We start from the raw sequence: 21,390 nt of genomic DNA, 5'->3' as shown, positions 1-21,390 counted from the left end.
AGAAAAATCCTTGTCTATAGAGCGTAACGGACAGCTTCTTTACGGCGTCCAACTATGGTAGAATAGACAATTGGAAAACGCACAGAAAAGAAGCACCTGAATCGAATCGTATCAGTGCTGACCTGCAGAGAGGAAGTAATGCATCATGTACATAGATTTAGCACACGGGCGTCTGCACTATCATGAATCCGGCGAAGGCCGCCCTGTCATTTTACTGCACGGCTGGGGTGCAGAAGTGAAGACGATGATGCCGGTACATAAAGCGTTGGAGCCATTTTTTCACGTGTACACGCTGGATCTGCCAGGATTCGGTGAAAGCGACGAGCCTGATAAACCGTGGGACACCACGGACTACAGCCGTGCGCTTCGCGAGTTTATAGAGAAAACAGGCATTAAACAGCCGATTATCGCCGGCCACTCCCACGGCGGGAGAACGGCGATTCATTATGCAGCCGAATACGGCGATGTGCATAAGCTGATTTTAATTGATGCAGCGGGGATTAAGCCGAAACGGAAGCCCTCCTACTATGCCAAGGTATACTCTTACAAAACAGCGAAGCATTTGCTGAAGCTGCCTGGATTGAACCGCTACCGGGAGGACATTTTAAACAAAATGAAAGGACGTGTCGGCTCGGCGGACTATAAAAACGTGAGCGGCACGATGCAGCAGACGCTCGTGAAGGTCGTCAACGATGATTTTCAGCACTTGATGCCGTCCATTCAAGCGTCGACGCTGCTCATCTTTGGCGAGCAGGATACGGCGACCCCGGTCAGCCATGGTCAGCAGATGGAGAAGCTGATTCCGGATGCCGGGCTTGTGGTGTTAAAAAACGCCGGGCATTTCGCCTACCTCGATCAGCCGCAGCAGTTTAATGCGGTGCTTCATTCATTTTTAGAGAACGATAAAAGGAGCAGCTCATGATTTCAACTATTATTTTCTTTGTAGTCGTCCTGACAGCCTGGATTTTGCCTGTCACCTTGAAAGTAAAGCGCAGCGTACATATGCTGCAGCTGAATTCGTACAGGAATGAACGATACGCCAAATGGATGTCAGAAAACAGCAGCAAAGTTTACTCACCGGCTGAGATGCTCTATCTCGTTCCGGTTGTGATCCTGTTGTTTTCCAATTCAGACATTTTAATTTTAGCAGTTGCCTCTGCTGTATTCGTACTCGTGTTTGCGGCTTTTTATGCAGCACGCAAACCGGAAAAGAAAAAGCTCGTTTACACGCAGCGTGTGCAGCGTCTGTTCGGCGTCACGTATCTGATGTACGGGCTGATTGCAGCGGTTGCTACGGGGCTTGGAGCTTTTGTCAACATGGGCTTCGCCGTCGTCATTCTGCTCGTAACAGCCGTCTTCCCATTCAGTCTTGTGAAGCTTACCAACCTGATCAATGAGCCGATCGAGCGCAGCATCAACCAGCGGTTTGTGGATGATGCCAAGCGGCTGATTCAGTCTTCACCTGATTTGAAAGTAGTCGGGATCACCGGCAGCTACGGAAAGACAAGCGTGAAGCATTTTGTGGAGGCGATCCTGTCATCGAAGTACAACGTGTTGATGACACCGGAAAGCTACAACACTCGTCTTGGGGTAACCCGGACGATTAATGAACAGCTGAAGCCCTATCATGAAATTTTCATCGCAGAGATGGGGGCTAAGCAGACGGGAGATATTCAGGACGTCTGTGAAATCGTCAACCAGCAGTACGGTATTCTTACAGCGATCGGTCCGCAGCATCTGGATACGTTCAAAACACTCGATAATATAAAAAAGACGAAGCATGAAATCGTGGAAACACTGCCGGAAGGCGGCGTAGCAGTCTTGAATAAGGACGACGAAAACATCATGTCCTACGAGGCTAAAAATCCGGCCCGCCGCGTTTATTACGGCGTTGAGCGGACAGATGTAGACATTCATGCCGGAGATATTGGATACAGCTCAAAAGGGATGACGTTTACTGTCACCCTGAAAGATGGCACAACCGAGCACTTCCGCACACGGCTGCTCGGAAAACACAACATTTACAACGTGCTCGCAGCCATCGCGATCGGGCTGGAAATGGGCATGACCCTGCAGCAGATGACGGTGCCTGTCAAAAACCTGCCCCCAGTTAAACACCGGTTGGAGCTGAAGCCGGCGAACGGCAATATTACGATTATTGACGACAGCTTTAACTCCAACCCGGTCGGTTCCAAAATGGCCGTAGAAGTACTTGGGAAAATGGACGGCTTCCGCATGCTCGTAACACCGGGAATGATCGAGCTTGGCGATCAGGAGTATGAGCTGAATAAAACGCTCGCGCTGCATGCTGCCGAGAATTGCGATTACGTCATTCTCGTCGGTAAAAAGCAGACAAAGCCGCTTCAGGATGGTCTTGCTGAAGCGAACTATCCGGAATCGCAGTTTTATGTCGCAGCTGATTTAAATGACGCGATCCAGCACATGCATGAAAAGGCACAGGCAGATACGATCGTGCTGCTGGAAAACGATCTGCCGGACACTTTTAATGAATAGACGAAGATGGGGGATGCAAGGATGAAAACACGCGTAGCGGTTATATTCGGCGGCGTATCCGTCGAGCACGAAGTATCAGTTATCTCAGCCCTGCAGGCTATTCAAAACATGGATGAATCCAAATACGACATCACGCCGATCTACATTTCCAAAGATCGCGTCTGGTATACGGGAGATAACCTGCTCGATATTGAGAATTACAAGGATCTGAAAAAGCTGCTTCAGGACGCGCAGAACATGTCCTTGCAGCGGACTACAGACGGAAGGGTCATCGTGAATAAGGAGCCTCGTCCCCGCTTTGGGAAAGCAGAAATTGCTGAAATTGACGTGGCGTTCCCTGTCATTCATGGAACGTTCGGCGAAGACGGGGTGCTGCAAGGCTACCTGGAGCTTCTGAATCTGCCGTACGTCGGCTGTGATGTCATGAGTTCCGGATCAGGCATGGACAAAGTGCAGATGAAGCGGATCTACCGGGACGCCGGACTTCCTGTTCTTGATTTTGTCACGTTTTATTCGACCCAGTGGAACGAGGAAACGTCCGTCTGGCTGGAACGGATTGAATCAAGCATTCCGTATCCGGTGATCGTAAAGCCGGCAAACCTCGGGTCAAGCGTCGGCATCAGCAAAGCTGCCGACCGGGAAGAGCTTGAAGAAGCAGTCGACCTGGCTCAGCGGTTCGCACAAAAAATTGTCGTGGAACCAATGGTGCAGAACATGACGGAGGTAAACTGTTCCGTCGTCGGAGATACAGAACACGTCGAGTCTTCTGTGTGCGAGCAGGTGCTCGGGTCGGATGAATTTCTGTCGTATGAGGATAAATACGCTGGAAGCAGCTCGAAAAACGGCGGTGCCAGCAAGGGGATGGAATCGACGAACCGAATCATTCCTGCCGAAATCGGTGACAGCATGACCGCTGAAGTGAAGCGGCTTGCAGAGGAATCGTTCCGTACACTCGGAGCGAGCGGTGTTTCCCGGATCGACTTCATCATCGACAACGATCAGAAAAAAGTATACATCAATGAAATCAATACAATTCCCGGCTCCCTTTCCTTCTATTTATGGGAGCCGGCAGGAAAATCGTACCGCCAGCTGACCGATCAGCTGATCCAGCTCGCACTGAAGCGCGAGCGGGAACGCGGACGCCTCATGTTTTCCATCGATTCCAATCTGTTCTCTTTGCAGCAGGGCGGATCGAAAGGCAGCAAAGGCGGCTCGTCCAAACGATAAAAGTAAATCAGCTGAAACCGTCCGGTTCCCCGGGCGGTTTTTTCGAATTCTCGATCCTGTTGTTATGGCTGAATACCCTTGCATCTACTAACACTCGCTTTTCGGAGGGAACGTCCTCCGCTTTTCCTTTTTCAATGCGCCGGATTTTTACCTCGTTCTGATTCGCTCGAGAGCCGTTCACTTTGCTTCATCTGCTTTTCTTTTGATCAGGGTCGAAATCGGGTAAAGAAACACAGATACAGATAAAGGAGTGTTTGCATGAGAAAAGCGTGGGTCATGTCAGCCGTTGTGCTTCTTGCTGCCTGTCAGGGCGGGGAGGAGAACGATGTGACGATCAATGATGATACTGAAATCGAGAATGAGAACGGCAATGCAGCAGAAAATACCGAGCCGGAAAACAGCGAAATCGAAAATGATGAAAACAATGAGAATGAAGCCAATGAAGATAACGAAGCAGATGAGGAAGCAGAGACCGCCGGTGATGGCGCTGATCAAATATCCCTGCTCGGTACGGGTACAGAGGACTGGAACGTTGAAATCGTCGCAGACAACCTGGACAGCCCCTGGTCGATCGCTGTTTATGACGAAGAGAATTTTATGCTTACAAGCCGGGAAGGAGCGCTGCTGGACATTTCAGATGGCAGCGTAACGGAAGTAGAGCTTGATACATCGGATGCAATCGTACAGGAAGGAGAAGGAGGGCTGCTCGGATTTGTTCCGTCTGAATCTGATGACGACAGCGCCTTTATTTACTATACGTATGAGAGCGGCGGCGAGCTGTTGAATAAAATTGCGCAAATAGAACGCACCGGGGATAACTGGGAGGAGACAGAGGTCCTGCTGGACGAAATTGAAGGAGCCAGGACACATAACGGAGGCAGACTGGCGATCGGACCAGACGACATGCTTTACGCAACGACAGGGGATGCGGAAGTAACCGAATGGTCACAGGATCCGGACGTGCTTGCAGGAAGCATTCTGCGTATGACGCTTGAAGGCGAGGTCCCGGAGGATAATCCGATGGACGACTCCTACGTTTACAGCTACGGTCATCGAAATCCGCAAGGCCTGGCCTGGGCCGCAGATGACACGATGTACAGCTCGGAACACGGAGCGCAGGCGCTGGACGAAATCAACATCATTGAAGCCGGAAACAACTATGGCTGGCCTGTTATAGAAGGAGATGAAACGGAAGAAGGTATGGAAGAGCCGCTTCTTCATTCCGGAGACGATACGTGGGCACCATCCGGCACGGCGATGTGGCAGGAAGAAGAGCTTGTCATGACGGGGCTCAGGGGGCAGAGCCTGTATGTCCTGAATGAGGAAAGCGAAGAAGTGGAAGTCGTATTCGACGGGGAAGGAAGGCTGCGCGATGTTCTTTATCACGACGGCGCCTTATACGTGCTGACAAACAATACCGACGGCCGGGGCGACCCGGCAGAGGATGATGATCGTCTGCTGCGGCTGACACCCGGGCAGTAAAGGTACGAGTGAGCTGCAAGCTGCCTCACTTATACCCGACGAAGAGCCGTGCATAACGGCTCTTTTTTTATGAAATAAAAAGCACAATCATAGAATGTTTCATATTTTGAGTCGAAGTGCTTAAAGGAGTTTGGGACAATCCTATTGAACAGGTCCCTTGTTCCTGCTAAAATTTAGAAAGACGAAAAACAGGAGGTCCTCATGCTGTCAACCGTTCAGAAGCAGGTCGTGCAGCAGCTGCAGCTTGCTCATTCAAAAAAAGGGCTGATGGCTGTGTTTCAAGCTTACATCGATGCTACATTCCCGGCCGGAGAGCCGGTTCTCACTGCTCCCCTGCATCAAAGCGCTCCGCTTCACTCTGACGCCTATTTTTATCGAACCGCCCTGGACGACCATCCATCCGGCAAGCCTGCGGTTGTGCAGGTGAAAGACCGGACTGGGGACGACACACGATTTCAGATCATCCCGCTCTACGAACCGGACGGGACCAGGTGGGAGGTGTTGACCCGTTCAACGAGCTGGTATCCGGTCGTTCGTTGGAAGCAGTATCAGCTGCAGCAAATGGCCGATGTTTTTTTTCTGAGAATGCAGGCTGTAGAGGATCGGGAACGAGCCGTAAAAAAGGCAGAGGATGCAGCCTTGATTCGAGCATCCCAGGCGGTACACGATACGATTTCACAAAAGCTGTTCTTCTTATCGGCGCTCCTGTTTCAACTGAAGCTGCAGGAGCAGCCGGATACAGCAACGATGGAAAAGCGGCTGCAGGAGCTGCAAAAGGAGGCGCGGGATCTCATCGCTGATCTGCGCGGTGATAAGGAACGGCTCGACCCCGCACTGCTGCTGAAGCAGACGCTTGAAACGATCTGCGCAGATCAGCAGCTGATGCCCGTTTTTTCGGCAGAGGGAACAGCGGTGCGGGAACGTCCGGAAATCAAGGAAGCTGTTTTTTACATAGGAGAAGAACTCATGGCCAACGCGGCAAAGCACAGCGGAGCTGGCACGCTGCACGTTACGGTGACAGTAAACCCGGTGCAGTGGGAGCTTGTTGTGCGGGATGATGGACGAGGGATACGCAACCGGGACGGAGCCGGATACGGGCTAACCGGAATTCGGCAGAGACTCGAGAAGCTCGGTGGAACGCTGAAGCTGGAACATCACGACGGCACCGCAGCTTTTGTAACCATACCAAGAAGAGGGGGGACCTGGCATGTGCAGACTGCTTTTAGCGGATGACCATCAGGTTGTACGGGACGGAATGAAGATGATTGTGGAGTCCAGAGAGGGATTTACAACAGTCGGAGAAGCGGCTGACGGCGCCGAGCTTTTAGAAAAGGCGCTGATTGTTAAGCCGGATGTGATTTTATCTGATTTAAAAATGCCGGGTCCTTCTGTCATTGACAATGCCTTAAAACTAAAGGCAGCCCTCCCCGACGTGAAGCTGATCGTGCTGACCGCTTATGATGAACAGGGCGATGTGTCCCGTGCCATGCAGAATCAGATTGACGGCTACATTATGAAGGATACGCCGCCGGATCGGATTTTATCGACAGTGGAAATGGTGCTCAACGGCTTTACCTGCTTTCAGCCGCAGGTAGAGAAGCTGCAGGAAACAGAAACTCTCTCGTTTACACCGAGAGAGAAAGAAGTGTTTGCCTGTATTGTAGAAAATTATTCCAATCAGGAAATAGCAGAAAAGCTGTTTGTCTCTGAAACGACAGTGAAAAGCCACGTCAGGCAAGTGCTGAAAAAGACCGGCCAGCCGAATCGCTCTCAGGCCGTTCTTCACGTATTGAAGCACAACCTGATCGATTTTGACCGGCTGAGAGAGAATGCCGGATGATTCGAAAAGCAAATGAAGAGCTGCGTTTGAAAATTATCTTCTGGGGAGCCTTGCTTGTCACAATCGCGTCAGGGCTCATTGCAGCAGAGAGGCTGTTTACGGAGACTCGTGACGTTTCCGGACGGGAGCTTCTGCTCGTTACCGGTCTTTCCTGGGGAGCAGCCCTGCTATACCGCTCTGCAGCACGTACAGCCTGGTCTGTTTATTTTTATCCCGCTGTTCTGCTCAGCTACTTTAAACTGATTATGCATCTGGAGCCGTTTCCGGACCATGCAGTATGGGTTTACCTGCCGTTATTTCCGCTTATCGCGGCACTTGGATTAACGGCCCGGCCGTTCTGGATCTGGACTTCTGTGTATGCAGTCTTTTACGGCCTCTATGCTTTTTATGAAGCACCGGCTGTTTTAGGCGGTCACGCCGCCTACTTGGTTTTGTTTCTGATCAGCACCGTGCTTGGCCGCATTATCGTACATAAGATGGACTGCCTGCAGGATCGCTTTCGGGAATCGGTTATTTCTGAGAAAAACACGTTCGTACTGGCATTGTTTGAGAATTTGATTCCGACTGTTGAGCAGCGGACACAGGTGCCGAGGTCGGAAATCAGACAAATGGCGCTGATGCTGCATGGCATGCAGACGAAGGAAACGCCGCTGCAGTGGTGGGAAGCAGATTTCATTGCACATGCCCACTATGCGAGCAGGCTTGCACTGCCGGATTACCTGTATGAAAAAAAGGGTGCGCTCTCCGATCAGGAGCAGCTTGTCGTGCAGGAACACGTCCACTTTGCCGTGGATATGATGCCGGCAGAAGAGCGGATGCAGAATGTGCGTGCCGTACTGCTTCAGCACCATGAACGAATTGACGGCAGCGGATACCCGCATGCGCTGACAGAAAGGGAAATAGATGAGCGTGCTCAGATGCTCGGATTGATTGAAACCTATCTGTCCATGCGAAACGGGCGTGCCTACCGCGCTCCGATGACAGAAGCAGACGCTGTCCGGACCGTTTGCAAAGAGTTAGACGGCAAACTAAACGGCCGACTGCTCCGCACCTTTCAAGAGAACATGAAGAAGCAAGCCTCTGCCTGAAATTAGGCAGAGGCTTTTTTTACGGCTGCTCATCCTGAAGGAGGAGGAAAAGTTCATGCTGAAAGGTCGTTTAAATACTACCCGGGAAGAATAGGAAAAAATTCCCGATTATCATATTCTATAAACAGAACATCACACAACAGCGGGGAGGTGCACAACATGAAGCAGATAGGCAGTTGGATTGTAACAGCTGGAATTCTGGCAGCAGTAATACTAGCGTGGCCGTTCTACATACTGAACGACGATCGAAGCAACCTGTCGTTATTCGGCTATCAGACGCTTACCGTGCTATCAAACAGCATGGAGCCGGAATTTACGACCCAGGATATGATCATTATCGGCGAACAGGAGCAGTATGCGGAAGGTGATATTATCACCGTCAACACCGGATCGGAGCTCGTGACGCACCGGATTGTGGAAACCGTTCCGGAAGGCTTTCACACGATGGGCGATGCAAATGCCACCGTGGATTCCACACTGGCCGAGCCGGGGATGATCGAAGGCGGACATGTTCTGACCATTCCATACGCAGGATTTGTCGTCCATTTCATCACATCACTGCCAGGGTTCCTGCTTCTGATCGTGCTGCCTGTCACCGCTGTCGTGACGATGAGTTTGATGAAGCGGCTCAGCCGCTCAGCTAAAAAGGATGACAATCCGGAAGGAGCCTCATCCACCTAAAAAAACAATACTAGGGGGAAACGAACGTGAACAAAGTACAAAAAGGTCTGATCGGCACAGCCGTCACCGCAACCGTCGTAGCAGCAGTAGGATTTGGGACATATTCAGCTTTTGATGATGAGAGCGCTATTGGTGAGGACTTGAACCTGGAAAACTCTACAGCTGTGATCGACGCAGGAATTTATGACTCAGAAGGTGAGCTTGTAGCTAACGGAGAAGGCGGAGCGATTCAGCTGTTTACTGATGAAGATGGATTGGATCTTCTGCCAGGTGAAGAGTGGGCTTCAGAAACATTCACCATTAGAAATGATGGGACACGTGCGTTTGACATGACTCATGATGCGCAAACTACCAAGGGTACGAGGTTTTTGTTTGATAGCACAATGTTTGATAGATGGGCAGACCGAGATAATGACATTTTCGATCATTTATATATTCAAGTAGATTATGAATTCTCAAACGGTCTTAAAGAACAGGTTAAGGGACCATTTACAAGCTCAATATTAGATAATGTTTTATCTAAAGGTCAAGCTCAACGAAATGGGGACAATCCCCTTTATGAAAACCCAACGCTGCTTCCAGAAGAAGAAATTGAAATCAGCCTTTCCATCGGTCTAGATGAAGATGCAGGGAATGAATTTCAAGGTCAGCAGTTTGCTGCAGGATTCCACCTGGAAGTTGAACAGAACAACGAAGCGGACCGTAACTAATATCCATACAGGGCTGTCTCTTTTGGAGGCAGCCTGTTTGATGCAAAGGGGGCAGGCTAGATGAAAATGGTGGCGGCAGCGGTGCTGCTGATTGTAATGATTGCCTCAGCAATTCCGGCTGCTGCAGGCGGTTTTTCTGATTCCTCCTCGACTGCTCTGGGCGGTTTTACGACGGCTTCGTCTGAGGATATCCTCCAAATTGATGTAGAAGAGACGGTATACGAGGAAGACGGTTCAGCTGTCGTTCACGTACTCGTGAAAAACGTCAGTCACGCTTCCGTGCCGGTATCGATTGACGGCGAGAGCGTGCATGCAGAGCCTGGTGAAACGATCGAAACGCTGTTCTCATTTGAAGCGGTGGATAGAACGGAACCGATCGAACAAACCGTAACGATCAAAGCGTTTGATTCGTTCGTGGAAGAGACCGTTTCCTTCACAGTGAAAGCATTTGAGGAGCCGGAAGAGAAAGAGCGCGGTAAATCAGAGGAAAAGAAGCCGGATCATGCTGGCGGAGATCGAGGCCGCGAGAAGCGAGAAGAAAACAGTCACCGTCACGGCGAGGATGAACCGAAAGAAGATGAAGAAGCGTTAGAAGAAAAAGCAGACAAAGAAGACGATCAAGAAGAGGCAGCAGCGAAAGAGACTGACTCCAAAGAAAAAGAAGAGACGAAAACGAAGGATGAAACAAAGCCGGAAGCGGAGAGCGAAACAACTTCCGACTCTGACAAACCATCTGATGAAGAGGAATCCAATGAGCAAGTGGAGGAGGAAGAACCGAAAGAAAAAGCCTCCGATGAACACGAAGAAGAGCTTTCTGATGAAGAAGAGGAAGCCGAAGAAGACGTATAGTGCTGCCCGAGCAGAACGCGAAGGCCCTTGGTTAGTATCCATTGCTGATCAAGGGTCTTTCTGTTTAGCTGCGCAGGCCCTCCCCTTCTATCTGGGAAATACTCTCCAGTTCTGCTATGCTGATAGAAAGCGGAAAGGGGGAGCCCGGATGTACATAGAACAGCTGAATGAAACGCATGCACCGATGCTGGCAGAGGTTATGCACACAGTGGAACAAGAAGCAGATTTCATGATGATGGCTCCGGGAGAGCGAAACGTGACGCCGATAAAAATAGCAGAGCAGCTTAAGCGAATGGAAAAACAGGCCTCCTCAGCTGTGTTTGCTGCAGCAGGAAATGATCAGTTTGCTGGCTATGGCTTCGTTTTCGGCAGCAGCACGGAGAGAACGAAACACCGTGCTTATCTTGTCATGGGTGTAAGAAAAAGCAGTCAGGGGCAGGGGATTGGTTCCCGTCTCCTGGAGCATATGATCAGCTGGTGCGGTGAAAACGGCGTCATGCGGATCGAGTTGACGACCGTCTGCCGGAATAAAGAGGCGGTCAGGCTATATGAAAAGTTCGGTTTCCAGGTGGAAGGAAAGAAGCAAGCTTCTCTCATCATTAATGATAAACCGGAGGACGAATATATGATGGCCCGGGTGGAAGATGAGGAAAGGAGCGAATGCGAATGATTCTGTGGCCTAGATTTCAACAAGGAGATCCGATTGCTGTCACTGCTCCATCATCCGGCGTCCCGGAGGAGCTGCATCATTTACTGACAGATACGAAAAACCGGCAGGAACAGCGCGGTTTTCCAGTGACGATTTATCCGACCGCCTGGAAGCAGAAAAAATCGGTGTCTGCCCCGGCAGAGGAACGGGCAGCCGAGTTTAACCGAATTATGAAGGATGAGTCACCGAAAGCGATTATTCCCCCGTGGGGAGGAGAAAGGCTGCTCGAAATGCTTCCGCTGCTGGACTATTCTGCTCCAATCCCAAAGTGGATACTGGGCTATTCGGATACGAGCGCGCTCTTGTTTGCCTGGACGATCAAAACAGGGATCGCAACGGCACACGGAACGAACATCGTCGATATAAGAGGGGCTGAGATGGATCCGGTCACAGCAGCGTGGGAAAAGGTGCTCGCCTGGGAAGGCGGAAAGACGATTACTCAGAGCAGCTCGGAGCTTTATCAGCCTGAATGGAAGTTTGATGAGGTTTCAGACGTTGTGTTTCATTTAACGGAGCCGACAGAGTGGAAAACGGTGAGCGGCAAGCCTGAAAGAGTGGAAGGAAGGTTACTCGGAGGCTGTATCGATGTGATTACCCACCTTGTTGGCACGCCTTATGGAAAGGTACGGGAATTCCAGCGGAACAAGCTGCATGACGAGCCGATCCTCTGGTATTTTGAAAACTGCGACATGAATCCGAATGAAATGAAGCGCTGCTTAAAGCAGATGGAGTATGCTGGCTGGTTTGAAAACAGCGCCGGCTTTCTATTTGGCAGAAGTGCAGCCGTTTCCGAGGCCGACGGATATACCGCTGTCGACGTGTATCAGGACCTTGCACAAGACACCGGCCTGCCAGTTATCTATGATATCGACTGCGGACACGTACCGCCGCAGTTGACATTTGTCAATGGAGCCTGGGCAGCTGCTGCCTGCAGCAATGGAAAGGGTACACTGACAATGCAGGTTCCCGAGGAGGCAGACGATGCTGAAGCATAAAGCAGAGCTGATCCGCTTTTTAGGCTCAGACAGCTGGCTGATGGAGCTGCTGGAGGCAGTAGAATCAGAAAACCTTCCGGATGCCTGGGTCTGTGCAGGCGTGATCCGCAGACTCGTCTGGGACAGGCAGACCGGGCGTCATACGACGGACAAGCTGGATGACGTGGATGTCGTCTGCTTTGATGCATCCGATGTGTCAGAAGAATGGGAAAAAGCTGCTGAACAACGTCTGCGGCTCAGGCTTCCGCAAGTGCCATGGTCGGTTAAAAACCAGGCGCGGATGCATCACAAGAACGGTCTTCCGCCGTTTCGATCGACGCTCGACGGTGTCGCCTCCTTTCCAGAAACGTGCACAGCTGTCGCGGCAAGGCTCGAACACGGACGGCTTCGACTGGCTGCGCCCTACGGGGTTGAAGCACTGCTGAACATGACCATCACCCCGACACCTTTGTATCGAAGCGGAGCGAAGCATCATATATACCGCACGAGGCTGCGGGAGAAAAACTGGAAATCAGAGTGGCCGGAGGTGAGAGAATGATGCAGGCTGTTTTATTTGATCTGGATGGCACACTGCATGACCGGCAAAGAACCCTGCGGCACTTTCTGCAGTGGCAGTATGAGAAGCATGCGTCCAGTTGGGGAACATTTTCGAAAGAGACCTTTATGCAGCAGTTCGAAGCATATGATCAAGGCGGAATGGTCTGGAAGGATCAAGTATACCGGCAGCTGAAAGAAGAGCTGCATGTTTCGGAGCATCCTGACGAGCTTCTGGAAGAGTACGTTGAGCATGTCGCAGATCACGCTGTTTGGATGGAGGGTGCACAAGAAGCACTGGCAGCCTGCAGACATAAAGGGTTAAAAACCGGCTTGATTACGAACGGAAGAAGCACCTTGCAGCGTCATGTAATTGGCGCGCTTCAGCTGGAGCAGAAAATGGATGTGATACTCATCTCCGAGGAAGAGGATATCCGCAAGCCAGAAGCCGACATCTTTCTCCGGGCTGCGGACCAGCTGCAGCTGGAGCCGGAAGCATGCTTGTTTGTAGGAGATTCTCTTGAAACAGATGCAAAAGGGGCGGCGTCTGCCGGGATGAGAAGCCTTTGGCTGCATGGGGAAATGAACTGCGGAGCACGGGTGCTGCCTGCTTATGAACAGCTTATCTCATATTTGGAGGAGGAAATGTGATGATTTTATCCGGCAAGGAAGTAAAACGACGCGTGGAAAACGGCGAGATGGGTATTACGCCGCTCGTGGACGAACAAATACAGCCCGCTTCGATCGATATGCATCTCGGCACGCACTTTTCAGCCATCGAGGAGCACGAACAGCAGCTTATTTCACTGGAAGCGCCGGCGAAAACGAGAGATATTTATACAGAAGACCGAATCGTTCTGCCGCCGCAGTCCTTTCTGCTTGCGACTACAAAAGAAACGATCCGGCTTCCTGCGGACGTGACAGCATTTGTAGAGGGACGCAGTTCCATCGGCCGGCTCGGCTTATTCATTCAAAATGCAGGCTGGGTCGATCCCGGCTTTCAAGGACAGATTACGCTGGAATTATTCAATGCGAACCGGCTTCCGATCGAACTGATCCCGGGACGCAGGCTGTGCCAGCTTGTCTTTGCTGAAGTCACTCCCGGAGCTGAACCGTACAGCGGCAAATACGTGAACCAAAAAGGTGCCGTTGCCAGCCGCGTTTATGACGACAGCGAAAATATTACTTAAGCTTTTTAAACAAGTCAAAAATGCTGAAGGACGTTTTTTTGTAAACTTTGTTGTAAACGGCTTTCTTTGGGTTTTTCACGTAGCCCATGCCCTTTTTGCCATATCCGGGAGTGACGGCTTTTTTGACGGTCCGCTTCGCTCGTCCGGTCGTTCGCGCCTTTAATGAACGTTTCAGACTTGGTTTTCGCACACCAAACTTCACAGGAAGGCCCCCTTTTAGTCGTTATAACTGGAAAATGATACCTTATCCCATAGTTTAACATAGTTACAGTCGTCTTGAAACGAAAGCCGGGAGGTGTGTAATGGATATTCAGCGTGTCACGACAGCGAGTCAGCTGACTGCCTGCGCAGAACTTGCCGCAGCTTTATATAAACATGAATCTGCAGAAGCCATGCTGGCTGAGTTTCAATCGCTTCCCACGACGAACAGTTTGTTCCTGGCAAGATCTGCTTCTGATGCAGCCGGTTTTATTCACTTGTCGCTTCGGCAAGACTATGTGGAGGGGACAGCTTCGAGTCCGGTTCTTTATTTAGAAGGAATTTATGTAAAAGAGGCGTACCGTTTTTCCGGTACGGCCTCTGCCCTGCTCAAAGCCGGTGAAAGCTGGGGCAGATCGCAGGGCTGCAAGGAAATGGGATCAGACACGGTGCTTACGAATGAAAGTGGTGCTGCTTTTCATGAGAAGGCTGGATTCACAGAAGTGAACCGAATCATCTGCTTTGCAAAGCGGCTGGACAGCTGAGGTGTTCGGCTGCCATCCAGAGGATAAATCCTGGTGCCGGGTGGAGATCCAACTTACGCAGAATCAACAGGGCTTCAACCAGAAGTTCCTGACGGACATCTTCACGGATCGTATTCTGGCAATAGTGGAGCTGCTGTTCGATCAGCGGCAGAAGCAGCTCGATCGCCTCTTCTTCGGCTTCACGGCTGCCGGTCTGTATATCATATAATTGCTGTTTCCACATGTTGCTTCCTCCTTTCAATCCGAACGAAGCCGTTTTAGAGCAGCATGGTGTGAGGCGGAAACGGCCTGCTGCGTGATGCCGAGCCTGCGGCCTGCCTCATGCAGAAGCAGGTCTTCTTCATAAAGCAGACGAAGAACGTCGAGCTGCCGCTTCGTCAGTCGTTTTGCGGCGTCCTCCGGAAGGCTGAAGCCGGGATCAGGTACAAGCTCCGGCTTTGGCTCCGGCACGTCTGCAGAAGGAATGGACCGCTGCTGCAGGCGGCGATGCTCCTGGTCGGCGCGAATGGCCTTCCAGTAAAGGCTTGTTCTCATATAGCGGAGAAACTGCCGGTTTTCAACATGGATACGAAAGGCGTGATCCAGCGCGGCTTTATGAAGAAACAGATCGGAGCATACGCCGAGATAAAACTGCTCCCGCTGCTTTGAGTCCCTTAGAAAGGAAGCAGTAAGTCCGTGGCGGAACAAGCCGGGTAATGCTGTTCGTATACGGCCAAGCTCCCGGCAGCCGCCGGGAATTCGGCAGTAAGGGCATCGATAAGTCATTGTCTCAGCCTCCTTTCATAGAATAGAAAGACAATATATGTTCGATTATACAACTAAAAAGCGAACATTAGTTCGTATTTACCCATTTTACATGAGAAAGTCCTTTTCTGCGATCATCATTTGTATCGAGGGTTCCTTTTCGTCTTTCCTTTTGATAAGAAAGGAGATGAGGGTACCGTGACAGAATGGACGATTTTTGCTGAAAATGTCGGACTGCCGGGCCTTATAATGATTTATATCCTGGCAAGGTTTGAACGAAAGCTTGATAGACTGACAAAGGAAGTTCGCAGACAAGGCATATCTGCGAAAGATAAATAAGGAGGCGGTTAGATGAGCGTAGAAGAGCATAAAAAGCAGGCACCGAACGTGGCGGCGGTGATGATCGTCACAGTGAGCGATACGAGAACAGAGGCAGACGATAAAAGCGGAAAGCTGATTCGTGAGCTGCTTGAGCAGGACGGTCACCAGATTGTGGCTAAACGGATTGTGCCGGATGAGAAGAAGCAGATTCAAGAAGCCGTACAAGCAGGGATGAAGGAGAAGGCGGTTGAAGCAGTTATCATCAATGGCGGAACGGGGATCGCAGCGAGAGATGTGACGATCGAAGCCGTAGAACCGTTGTTTGACAAAGAAATTCCCGGATTTGGAGAGATTTTTCGCATGCTGAGCTATACGGATGATATAGGTTCTGCAGCTATCATGAGCCGCGCAGCTGCCGGTACCGCAGAGGGAACCGCAGTTTTCGCCGTACCAGGCTCGAGCGGAGCGGTGAAGCTTGCGATGACCAGGCTCATTTGTCCGGAGCTCACTCACGTTATCCGGGAGCTGCGAAAGGACCGCCCGTCATGAAAAACGTTCTTCTTTTTGACTTTGATGGCACGCTCGCCGATTCCCTGCCGCTCTGTCTCGATGCATTTGAACATGCATTTGCTGAAGCTGGTGTCTTCCTTACACGAGAACAGATTCAGGAGCTGCTCGGACCTCCCGAGACCGACGTTATCCGGACACAAACGTCCGATCCTCGGGCAGTCGATGCGTTTTATTCATTCTACGAACAGCGCCTGGATCAAATTAAAGCACTGCCCGGACTAAAGGATAAGCTGCAGCAGCTGATACAAGACGGTTTCCAGCTCGGCATCATCAGCGGAAAAGCATCCAGAAGCCTTACAGTGTCAATGGAGCACCTGCAGATTGCCGACTGCTTTGCATTTACCGCAGCCGGAGATGTTTATACGCCCAAGCCGGATCCGGAAGCGCTGCAAGCTGCTGCGAAACAGTTCGGTGCGGAAATCGGCCAGCTGCTGATGATTGGCGATACGGATGCGGATATCGGAGCGGCTGCGGCGGCGGGTGCGACAGGAGCGGCCGTGGACTGGTTTCCGGATTATGAGCCAGAGCCCCTCAAGCAGCAGCCGGACGTCGTGTTTCACTCTTGGGATGATCTGATAACATATGTCACTCGAAACCGATAAATCGGAAGGCACAGCTGATGCAGCTGTGCTTTTCTAATTCACATAATACGAACGTTTGTTCTTGTAATGAGGCGGGAAATACGATATAGTAAAAGCAGGAGGAATGACACATGAAAAAGATGGAACCAGATGTCGTTCATATTGGAGCTTGTTTATTGAAAAGCCGCGCGTTCTCTGTACCGGTGACAGTAAAGTTGACTGATGGAGAACGCATTTGCGGAGTTGTGGAAACAGTGGATCGAAGCAGTGCGGTTTTTTATATGAATGGGAGAAGGCTGAAGCTGTGGGAAATGACAGGCGTTGAGGAGGGATAACATGAAAAATCAGCATGTGAATCAGCACTGCCGCTATTGTGAAGGGAATCTGCTTCTCCATAGAAAGCGATTTTACTGCCCGTTTTGCAAAATGTATGCTTCCAGGGCAGCAAGGGAAGTCAAACAGGTCAGGCCGGTTCGGATGATGGAGACACATTTGACGAAGCCGACTCCGGAACTGATGAAAAGAAGCACGTATGAACTGCTTCAGCTGCTGGCCCTCTCCAGAAGAGAGCTTGCGGATATGGGGAGGGTGCTTGAGCAGATCATCCGCCTGCAGGAACAGACGGAGCTGCCCGAAACAACCGTCCGTACAGCAGTAAGAGAAGAACAGAAGATGGCGCGAAAAGTGAAGGCAATTGAAACATTGCTGAAACAGCGACTCGATTTTGTACCAGGCATTGTGACAGAAGAAATGCTTCAACGCTACGAAGAACGAATTTATGATGAAGACGCTGCTGCTGCGCTCTTATAAAAAAGCCTTCTAACAAAAGGATTTAGAACTAGTCTATTCGGCTTTCATGATTCGATCGTCATGTAATTATGCAGGACATGCTTCTATAGTTTGCATGTTCAGCTGGTGTAGGCAGTCTATCCCAAGGCCTTTTGAATGATTTTTACGGCTTTTTTGAAATATCGGGAGCAAATTCGACACTTTGCGACAGGAATTCCAATGGAAGCAGGAGCAAAAACAGTAAAAAGTTTCTAATTTATCTGAAGTGTCTAAATTTTAGGGTAGCGAAAGATGTCTGCATCCTCCTATAATTAAGAACTAGAAGGACTATCATTCAGCTTGCTGCGCCCGGGCCGCTGCTGAAGCAGTTCTCATCTTGAAGGAGGATGATGCAACGTGAAGAAAAAGATCCTGTTAACCTCGATTCTGGCTGGAGGCATGCTTACGGCAGCGACCGCAGCCTATGCACATGATGCGATGGAAGAGGAAGGTATCAATAAAGAGGAACGAGCTCCTTTTGATCATGACGCGATTGAACAGCTAGGTGAGCCTGAGCTTTCAGGCGGCAAGAACCTGAAGAACCTGCATGAGGTTGCGGCAGAGCAGATTGCTGAGATCGATGGTGTTCAAAACAATACGGCAGACGTATATGCGCACCAGGGATTTGCTTATTTAGGTACACATACTGCCAACGGTGCGAATGGCGGAGTGCGTATTTTCGATCTGCAAAATCCTGCTAACCCGCAAGAAATTGGGCAGATTGCAGCTGATATACCTCACACATGGCAGGAAAAAGTAATCGTGAAACGAGTAAACACACCTGATTTTAAAGGAGATCTTGCAGTTGTCAGTCTGCAGCAGACCTCACGTAACAATGCAAATCGCCCTGACAGCGTCGGCGGCGCGCTGCTTTATGATGTTACTGATCCGTACAATCCTGAACGTCTCGGGTTTTACGAGCTCGACCGCGCCATCACCGGCACGCATGAGCTGTATTTGACGACACAGGGAAATCAGGCGCTCATGCTGCTCTCAAATCCTTACGCCGATTATTACACGAATGGGGCGGAAAAGGATTTTCAGATCATTGATGTGAGCAATCCTGCTGAGCCGGAAAAGCTGTGGGAATTTGATCCGCGCATGCTGCCGGAAGTAGACGAATCGTTCAACGGCTATCACTGGGATGCTCCGGATGGGCACACACGTCCGGTCTTTAATCACAGTGTGATTACTGACAACAACGGTCAGTATGCGTATGTCTCCATGTGGGATCTTGGAACGGTCATTTTTGATATCCGCAACCCGGAAGAGCCGGTGTATCTGGGAAGAACGGAATATGCCGATAATCAAAAGGGGGCTGCACACTCTGCAGCGGTTGCAAGAGGAGGCAACATTCTGATTGAGACCCGGGAAATTGCCAACCCGCACGGTGAAGGATTTGAGGATGCATATGGATATACACGTATCTTTGATATCTCGGATAAATCCAACCCGGAGCTGCTGAGTGAATTTACAACAGAGCTGACGTTCGATTTCGTCGGAACAACGTTTGCCAACACGGTTCATGATCCAAAGGTGCACGGCAATACCTTATATTTATCGTATTATGCAGGCGGGGTCATCGCAGTAGACATTACGAATCCATCAGAACCGAAGGAAATTGCACGCTACACACCTGATGAATCAAACGTCTGGGGCGTTTTCGTTGATCGAAACTATGTGCTAGCTTCCGATATGGGACAGGGACTGAAGGTTCTTCAAAAAAATAACGGAAATGGAAATCCAGGAAACGCGCAGCGTCAAAATTAAATATCAACAAGATACTTAGCCGGTCTTCGAGGAAGACCGGCTTGTACCTGTTGAGAAATGCGAAATCCTGTCACCGTAAAAAGATCATCAACTGATGAAATTCTGCAACATTCTGAATTTTATAATAACATTTGTTGAATGTATGATAAACTGTTCATAGAAAAGGAGGGAGCTTATGGAAAAAAGGTGGGAAACAGAAGTCCGCGATCTGATCGAGCACACGAATTACAATCCCGATAACTGGATGAGGGAGGAGGTCCGTGATAAAGAGAAAGCGGCCGAACTGCTGATGGAAGCGGAAGGCTATGTACCAAAGGATGGAAAAACGGCACTTCTCTGTGCTTCACTGCTGAGAATAAGCGGACGGGCAGAAGAGGCACTCCCGCTTTTTCATGAGCTCCTCGGAGAAGCAAGACGGCAAGCCTGTCCGAGAAAAGAAAGTGCCGCACTCATTCGGCTTGGCGAGGCGATGAAGTACAGCGGAACGCACGTTGGTGCTGTAACTTGCTTCAAGCAAGCACTCTCGTTAAAACGGCTGGCCCCTGAGTACGAGGATTTTGCCTGGCAGCACCTCGGCAAGGTTCAGTGGGAAATGGGGGATACAAAGTCGGCTGAGGAGAGCTTGGAGCAGGCCCTTCGTCTCCGGCGGCGAAAAAAGGATGAAAGTCTTATTACTTCAACACTCGAGGCACTTTGTGCACTTAGAAATGATATGTGGTCTCAGGAGGCATAACGCACAAAAAAGGTCGCTCCGAATAAACGGAGCGACCTTTTTTCTTTCCGTTACTCTTGTTCGTAGCTGACCATTTCTGCGTCCGGGTCTTCCGTTTCCTTGCGCAGCGTTTCTTCAACAAACGCGCGGTCGTTAAACTTGTTTTCTGGAATTTCTGTTACAATAACTCCCGGAATAGGGGTGTCGGTAATCTGACCGTCTACTTGCTTACTAGCTTTATAATCAATTTTTACTCTCATTTGCTTCACTCCTTCAACAGCCTTTATAAAAGTCTGATTACCGTTGGCTTCATCTTCTAAACATCTGATTATGAAGCCGCCTGCTGAGCGGTTTCTTTTTCCATACGGGTATATGTCCTTTTGGAAAGCCAGACACCAACCTCATACAAACCGACAAGCGGCAGGATCAATAGCAAATCGGAAATAAAGTCGGGCGGGGTAATCACGACAGAAATAACAATCAGACCGAAATAGGCGTACCGCCTCGATTTTCGAAGCGTATCAGGCGTGAGCAAGCCAAGAGAAGTAAGGAACATAATAACCAGCGGAAGCTCAAAAATGAACCCGAGCGGGAGTGTTGACATCAGCAGGAAATGAAAGTATTCCCGGGCGGTGATCATCATATCAAAATGAATGCCGCCTACGGCCATCAGAAACTGATAGGCTACCGGAAATACAACGTAATAGCCAAACGCCAAACCGACGATAAAACATCCAAAAACAGCTGGAATGTATCCAAGCGTGAGCTTGGCTTCCCGTTCAGTCAGGGCAGGCTTTACGAAACGCCATACTTCAAACGTCACGTAAGGAATAGACAAACCGGCAGAAATGCTTAAAGCAACGATAAAATAAATACCGAGCACGTCCATTGGCCCGAGCATCACGAGTCTGCCATCGACAATTAATTGAGGAATAAGCTGATGTACGAAAACGAGTGTACCGACGAGCATGACAAGAAAAAAAATCACACAGCGGATGATCGTGCTTCGCAAGGCGGTATAGTGTTCGATCGCAGACTGCCGTTCCAGCTCTTCAACCGATTTAGGCCCCGGCATCTTTTTTCCTGCTTTCCTCCGTTTCAGAAGTTGATTTCTTTTCCTCCTCTTCCGGATCGTCGCTGATGATTTCTCTTGTTGATTTTTTAAACTCGTGCAGCGTTTTACCAAATGCAGAGCCAATTTCCGGCAGCTTTTTTGGTCCGAAAATAATCAGCGCAATAATCAGGATCAGAATCAATCCCGGAATACCAATAGATCCGATGGAACCCATACTAACTCCTCCT

General features: G+C 50.1%; 29 protein-coding genes. 23 read left to right on the top strand and 6 right to left on the bottom strand.

Features of this window, described 5'->3' with window-relative positions:
- Nucleotides 1-145: 145 nt before the first annotated feature.
- The 15 genes from ACFO4L_RS13880 (at nucleotide 146) to dcd (ending at nucleotide 13,819) form a co-directional block, all read left to right on the top strand.
- The gene (locus ACFO4L_RS13880; RefSeq protein ID WP_377910278.1) at nucleotides 146-922 is read left to right on the top strand and encodes an alpha/beta fold hydrolase; all 777 of its coding nucleotides are present in this window, start codon (nucleotides 146-148) and stop codon (nucleotides 920-922) included.
- Entirely contained in the window at nucleotides 919-2,514 is a 1,596-nt protein-coding gene (locus ACFO4L_RS13875; protein ID WP_377910276.1) for a UDP-N-acetylmuramoyl-tripeptide--D-alanyl-D-alanine ligase, read from the top strand. Before ACFO4L_RS13880 ends, ACFO4L_RS13875 begins: the two co-directional genes overlap by 4 nt.
- Before the next feature lie 21 nt (nucleotides 2,515-2,535).
- Complete coding sequence (locus ACFO4L_RS13870) at nucleotides 2,536-3,741, top strand: D-alanine--D-alanine ligase family protein (RefSeq protein WP_377910275.1); 1,206 nt, start codon at nucleotides 2,536-2,538, stop codon at nucleotides 3,739-3,741.
- 258 nt (nucleotides 3,742-3,999) lie between these two features.
- A complete protein-coding gene (locus ACFO4L_RS13865; protein WP_377910274.1) occupies nucleotides 4,000-5,223 on the top strand; it encodes a PQQ-dependent sugar dehydrogenase in 1,224 nt (407 codons plus the stop codon).
- Nucleotides 5,224-5,424: 201 nt separating this feature from the next.
- The gene (locus ACFO4L_RS13860; protein ID WP_377910273.1) at nucleotides 5,425-6,456 is read left to right on the top strand and encodes a sensor histidine kinase; all 1,032 of its coding nucleotides are present in this window, start codon (nucleotides 5,425-5,427) and stop codon (nucleotides 6,454-6,456) included.
- Complete coding sequence (locus ACFO4L_RS13855; protein WP_377910272.1) at nucleotides 6,431-7,063, top strand: response regulator transcription factor; 633 nt, start codon at nucleotides 6,431-6,433, stop codon at nucleotides 7,061-7,063. Before ACFO4L_RS13860 ends, ACFO4L_RS13855 begins: the two co-directional genes overlap by 26 nt.
- The gene (locus tag ACFO4L_RS13850) at nucleotides 7,060-8,151 is read left to right on the top strand and encodes an HD-GYP domain-containing protein (RefSeq protein ID WP_377910271.1); all 1,092 of its coding nucleotides are present in this window, start codon (nucleotides 7,060-7,062) and stop codon (nucleotides 8,149-8,151) included. The genes ACFO4L_RS13855 and ACFO4L_RS13850 overlap by 4 nt, the downstream gene beginning before the upstream one ends.
- A 159-nt stretch (nucleotides 8,152-8,310) precedes the next feature.
- A complete protein-coding gene (locus tag ACFO4L_RS13845) occupies nucleotides 8,311-8,832 on the top strand; it encodes a signal peptidase I (protein WP_377910270.1) in 522 nt (173 codons plus the stop codon).
- Nucleotides 8,833-8,858: 26 nt separating this feature from the next.
- Nucleotides 8,859-9,542: a hypothetical protein gene (locus ACFO4L_RS13840; protein WP_377910269.1), complete on the top strand. Its 684-nt coding sequence runs from the start codon at nucleotides 8,859-8,861 to the stop codon at nucleotides 9,540-9,542.
- A 60-nt stretch (nucleotides 9,543-9,602) separates the two neighbouring features.
- Entirely contained in the window at nucleotides 9,603-10,391 is a 789-nt protein-coding gene (locus tag ACFO4L_RS13835; RefSeq protein WP_377910268.1) for a hypothetical protein, read from the top strand.
- Nucleotides 10,392-10,539: 148 nt separating this feature from the next.
- Nucleotides 10,540-11,061, top strand: coding sequence for a GNAT family N-acetyltransferase (locus tag ACFO4L_RS13830; RefSeq protein WP_377910267.1), 522 nt, complete (start codon nucleotides 10,540-10,542; stop codon nucleotides 11,059-11,061).
- Complete coding sequence (locus ACFO4L_RS13825; protein ID WP_377910266.1) at nucleotides 11,058-12,095, top strand: S66 family peptidase; 1,038 nt, start codon at nucleotides 11,058-11,060, stop codon at nucleotides 12,093-12,095. The genes ACFO4L_RS13830 and ACFO4L_RS13825 overlap by 4 nt, the downstream gene beginning before the upstream one ends.
- Entirely contained in the window at nucleotides 12,082-12,633 is a 552-nt protein-coding gene (locus tag ACFO4L_RS13820; RefSeq protein WP_377910265.1) for a nucleotidyltransferase family protein, read from the top strand. The genes ACFO4L_RS13825 and ACFO4L_RS13820 overlap by 14 nt, the downstream gene beginning before the upstream one ends.
- A complete protein-coding gene (locus ACFO4L_RS13815; protein WP_377910264.1) occupies nucleotides 12,630-13,280 on the top strand; it encodes an HAD family hydrolase in 651 nt (216 codons plus the stop codon). Before ACFO4L_RS13820 ends, ACFO4L_RS13815 begins: the two co-directional genes overlap by 4 nt.
- Complete coding sequence (dcd, locus tag ACFO4L_RS13810; RefSeq protein WP_377910263.1) at nucleotides 13,280-13,819, top strand: dCTP deaminase; 540 nt, start codon at nucleotides 13,280-13,282, stop codon at nucleotides 13,817-13,819. The genes ACFO4L_RS13815 and dcd overlap by 1 nt, the downstream gene beginning before the upstream one ends.
- Here the strand turns inward: dcd and ACFO4L_RS13805 are convergent.
- Nucleotides 13,812-14,021, bottom strand: a complete 210-nt coding sequence (locus ACFO4L_RS13805) for a hypothetical protein (protein ID WP_377910262.1) — start codon at nucleotides 14,019-14,021, stop codon at nucleotides 13,812-13,814. The genes dcd and ACFO4L_RS13805 overlap by 8 nt on opposite strands.
- A gap of 100 nt (nucleotides 14,022-14,121) precedes the next feature.
- Here ACFO4L_RS13805 and aac(6') point away from each other — a divergent pair, with 100 nt between their 5' ends.
- Nucleotides 14,122-14,562, top strand: a complete 441-nt coding sequence (gene aac(6') / locus ACFO4L_RS13800) for an aminoglycoside 6'-N-acetyltransferase (RefSeq protein WP_377910261.1) — start codon at nucleotides 14,122-14,124, stop codon at nucleotides 14,560-14,562.
- On the opposite strand, the gene ACFO4L_RS13795 is transcribed toward aac(6'), so the two are convergent.
- On the bottom strand, nucleotides 14,531-14,785 hold the full coding sequence (locus tag ACFO4L_RS13795) for a hypothetical protein (protein ID WP_377910260.1): 255 nt from the start codon (nucleotides 14,783-14,785) through the stop codon (nucleotides 14,531-14,533). The genes aac(6') and ACFO4L_RS13795 overlap by 32 nt on opposite strands.
- A 14-nt stretch (nucleotides 14,786-14,799) precedes the next feature.
- Nucleotides 14,800-15,327, bottom strand: coding sequence for a sigma factor-like helix-turn-helix DNA-binding protein (locus tag ACFO4L_RS13790; protein WP_377910259.1), 528 nt, complete (start codon nucleotides 15,325-15,327; stop codon nucleotides 14,800-14,802).
- Nucleotides 15,328-15,504: 177 nt separating this feature from the next.
- Between ACFO4L_RS13790 and ACFO4L_RS13785 the strand changes: the two genes are divergently transcribed.
- The 7 genes from ACFO4L_RS13785 (at nucleotide 15,505) to ACFO4L_RS13755 (ending at nucleotide 20,109) form a co-directional block, all read left to right on the top strand.
- Complete coding sequence (locus ACFO4L_RS13785) at nucleotides 15,505-15,645, top strand: hypothetical protein (protein WP_377910258.1); 141 nt, start codon at nucleotides 15,505-15,507, stop codon at nucleotides 15,643-15,645.
- Nucleotides 15,646-15,657: 12 nt separating this feature from the next.
- Complete coding sequence (locus tag ACFO4L_RS13780) at nucleotides 15,658-16,176, top strand: MogA/MoaB family molybdenum cofactor biosynthesis protein (protein WP_377910257.1); 519 nt, start codon at nucleotides 15,658-15,660, stop codon at nucleotides 16,174-16,176.
- Nucleotides 16,173-16,799, top strand: coding sequence for an HAD family hydrolase (locus ACFO4L_RS13775; protein WP_377910256.1), 627 nt, complete (start codon nucleotides 16,173-16,175; stop codon nucleotides 16,797-16,799). Before ACFO4L_RS13780 ends, ACFO4L_RS13775 begins: the two co-directional genes overlap by 4 nt.
- Nucleotides 16,800-16,909: 110 nt before the next feature.
- Nucleotides 16,910-17,113 carry a hypothetical protein gene (locus ACFO4L_RS13770; RefSeq protein ID WP_377910255.1) on the top strand — a complete coding sequence of 68 codons (204 nt, stop codon included), beginning with the start codon at nucleotides 16,910-16,912 and terminating at the stop codon, nucleotides 17,111-17,113.
- A 1-nt stretch (nucleotide 17,114) separates the two neighbouring features.
- A complete protein-coding gene (locus ACFO4L_RS13765; RefSeq protein ID WP_377910254.1) occupies nucleotides 17,115-17,588 on the top strand; it encodes a hypothetical protein in 474 nt (157 codons plus the stop codon).
- A gap of 375 nt (nucleotides 17,589-17,963) precedes the next feature.
- The gene (locus ACFO4L_RS13760) at nucleotides 17,964-19,376 is read left to right on the top strand and encodes an LVIVD repeat-containing protein (protein WP_377910253.1); all 1,413 of its coding nucleotides are present in this window, start codon (nucleotides 17,964-17,966) and stop codon (nucleotides 19,374-19,376) included.
- Nucleotides 19,377-19,551: 175 nt separating this feature from the next.
- Nucleotides 19,552-20,109, top strand: coding sequence for a tetratricopeptide repeat protein (locus tag ACFO4L_RS13755; RefSeq protein WP_377910252.1), 558 nt, complete (start codon nucleotides 19,552-19,554; stop codon nucleotides 20,107-20,109).
- A 50-nt stretch (nucleotides 20,110-20,159) separates the two neighbouring features.
- On the opposite strand, the gene ACFO4L_RS13750 is transcribed toward ACFO4L_RS13755, so the two are convergent.
- From ACFO4L_RS13750 to tatA, 3 genes are all read right to left on the bottom strand, one after another.
- Nucleotides 20,160-20,348 (bottom strand): hypothetical protein, encoded by a 189-nt coding sequence (locus tag ACFO4L_RS13750; RefSeq protein WP_377910251.1) that lies wholly within the window; start codon nucleotides 20,346-20,348, stop codon nucleotides 20,160-20,162.
- A 68-nt stretch (nucleotides 20,349-20,416) separates the two neighbouring features.
- Nucleotides 20,417-21,163 (bottom strand): twin-arginine translocase subunit TatC, encoded by a 747-nt coding sequence (gene tatC, locus ACFO4L_RS13745; protein WP_377910250.1) that lies wholly within the window; start codon nucleotides 21,161-21,163, stop codon nucleotides 20,417-20,419.
- Complete coding sequence (tatA, locus tag ACFO4L_RS13740; protein WP_377910249.1) at nucleotides 21,150-21,377, bottom strand: twin-arginine translocase TatA/TatE family subunit; 228 nt, start codon at nucleotides 21,375-21,377, stop codon at nucleotides 21,150-21,152. The genes tatC and tatA overlap by 14 nt, the downstream gene beginning before the upstream one ends.
- Nucleotides 21,378-21,390: the final 13 nt, after the last annotated feature.

This window comes from Bacillus daqingensis (assembly GCF_042654445.1).
GTDB classification, from domain to species: Bacteria; Bacillota; Bacilli; order Bacillales; family Salisediminibacteriaceae; genus Alkalicoccus; species Alkalicoccus luteus.
The sequence above is the reverse complement of the archived record's forward strand: the minus strand, read 5'-3'. Positions and strand labels throughout refer to the sequence as shown.